1 protein-coding gene is annotated in these 353 nt (G+C 69.7%); it reads left to right on the top strand.

The window, feature by feature from the left end; translation table 11 throughout:
- Nucleotides 1–41: 41 nt before the first annotated feature.
- On the top strand, nt 42–353 hold a 312-nt coding region (locus ACLQ2O_RS41945; RefSeq protein ID WP_425843486.1), incomplete at its 3' end, for a helix-turn-helix domain-containing protein.

The raw sequence follows: 353 nt of genomic DNA, 5'->3' as shown, positions 1-353 counted from the left end.
GCGTTGGATCTGATTCGATGGGGCGAACCGGAGGGTTTGCCATGTCTGCCGCCATCTCCCTGCGAGACGATTTTACCGCTTCCGAGCTTCGGCAGTTGGCGAAGGCCAGCCGGGATGCCGGTCAGAGCCGGCGTCTGCTGGCCCTGGCGGAGGTCTACGATGGCGGGAGCCGCACGGACGCTGCCCGGATCGGGGCGGTGGGCCTTCAGACGGTGCGCGATTGGGTCCTGGCCTTCAATGCACGCGGGCCGGACGGGCTGATCGACGACAAGGCGCCGGGCCAGGTGCCCAAACTGACCCCCGAGCAGAGCCGGGCGCTCGCCGCCATCGTGGAGCGCGGCCCCGATCCGGAC

It is taken from the genome of Kribbella sp. DT2 (genome assembly GCF_049844575.1).
Classification (GTDB): Bacteria; Actinomycetota; Actinomycetes; order Propionibacteriales; family Kribbellaceae; genus Kribbella.
The sequence above is the reverse complement of the archived record's forward strand: the minus strand, read 5'-3'. Positions and strand labels throughout refer to the sequence as shown.